The sequence below is a fragment of the Streptomyces sp. SID11385 genome (assembly GCF_010548245.1).
Lineage (GTDB): Bacteria > Actinomycetota > Actinomycetes > Streptomycetales > Streptomycetaceae > Streptomyces.
Genome location: NZ_JAAGLR010001142.1, coordinates 1 through 221, shown reverse-complemented (window position 1 = coordinate 221; position 221 = coordinate 1). Strand labels below are relative to the sequence as shown.

The 221-nt window shown below is 80.1% G+C and carries 1 pseudogene; it reads right to left on the bottom strand.

The annotated features are described in order from the left end of the window. A pseudogene (locus G3I42_RS34585) lies at positions 1-221 on the bottom strand (hypothetical protein); the annotation flags it as partial.

The window sequence follows — 221 nt, the reverse complement described above, 5'->3', positions numbered from 1 at the left end:
GCTCCGCGCCGTGTTCGCCGAGCACCACGACCGTCACGGCGTAGTCCTCGCCCGGCGCGGCGAAGGCGAAGGCGCGGCCCGTGCGCCCGCCCTGCTCGGCGCTCCCGGTCCGCCCCGGACGCCCCCGCGTCGTACGGGTCTCCTCGGGCGCCCCGAGCCGCGCGCCCGCGTCCGAGGCCCGCAGTACATCCCGCAACCCCGACCACAGCCGTCCGGCCGCC